2 pseudogenes are annotated in these 982 nt (G+C 52.0%); both read right to left on the reverse strand.

The features are described from left to right. Window positions 1-245 (reverse strand): annotated as a pseudogene (locus D6029_RS22320) (transcription termination/antitermination NusG family protein); the annotation flags it as partial. Then, window positions 233-850 (reverse strand): annotated as a pseudogene (locus tag D6029_RS22325) (MFS transporter); the annotation flags it as partial. The pseudogenes D6029_RS22325 and D6029_RS22320, both read right to left, overlap by 13 nt. Between the last annotated feature and the right edge of the window lie 132 nt (window positions 851-982).

Raw genomic sequence — 982 nt, forward strand, 5'->3', positions numbered from 1 at the left:
GCATCAACTTCTTTATCGCTGATTGGAGCAGGACGGTCAGAAGTACCGCCAATGAATCCCATTACGCGCGGAACGCTACGCACTAAGTGCCAGCTCGCGTCGTTCATAACCATCTGGACCAGAACATAGCCCGGGAAGAATTTACGCTCGCTTTTGCGACGTTGGCCACCACGGATTTCGACGACTTCTTCAGTCGGAACCATGACTTCACCAAACAACTCTTCCATGTTGCCTGACCGCCAATGATGTATTCACGTTCTTCTTCGGAAAGACGTTTCTGGTCGCGCGGGTGTTTGTAGAAAATCAACCAGCACATTGCCCATGCAAAGCTCAGGACACCAGAGATGATGAACGCCATCTGCCAGCTGTGCATCACAATCGCCCAGACCACTAATGGTGGAGCAATCATGCCGCCGATAGACGAACCGACGTTGAAGTAACCTACCGCGATAGAACGCTCTTTAGCCGGGAACCATTCGCTACTGGCTTTCAGGCCCGCAGGAATCATGGCTGCTTCAGCGGCACCGACGGCACCACGAGCGATAGCCAGGCCGCCCCAGCTCCCTGCCAGCGCAGTTGCACCGCAGAAAATTGCCCAGGCGACAGCGAAGAAGGCGTAACCGACTTTTGTACCCAACACATCAAGCGCATAACCCGCAACAGGCTGCATGATGGTGTAGCAAGCTGAATAGGCGGCGATAATGTAGGAATATTGCTGTGTGGAAATATGCAACTCTTGCATCAGCGTAGGTGCTGCCGCTGCAATTGTGTTACGAGTCAGATAACCCAGTATGGTACCCATGGTTACCAGAGCTATCATGTACCAACGCAAGCCTTTAATCTTTCCCATTTGGAATCTCATCCCGTCTTTGTAATCAACCACATAACATGTGGTAAACGTCCAGCATTGCTGCCAGGTCGTCTGTTCTTTAGAAGGGGTTCATTACCGGGGGTATTACCCAGTACGACCCGTACCTTGCCA

Origin of the sequence: Buttiauxella izardii, assembly GCF_003601925.1 — a bacterium.
Taxonomy (GTDB): domain Bacteria; phylum Pseudomonadota; class Gammaproteobacteria; order Enterobacterales; family Enterobacteriaceae; genus Buttiauxella; species Buttiauxella izardii.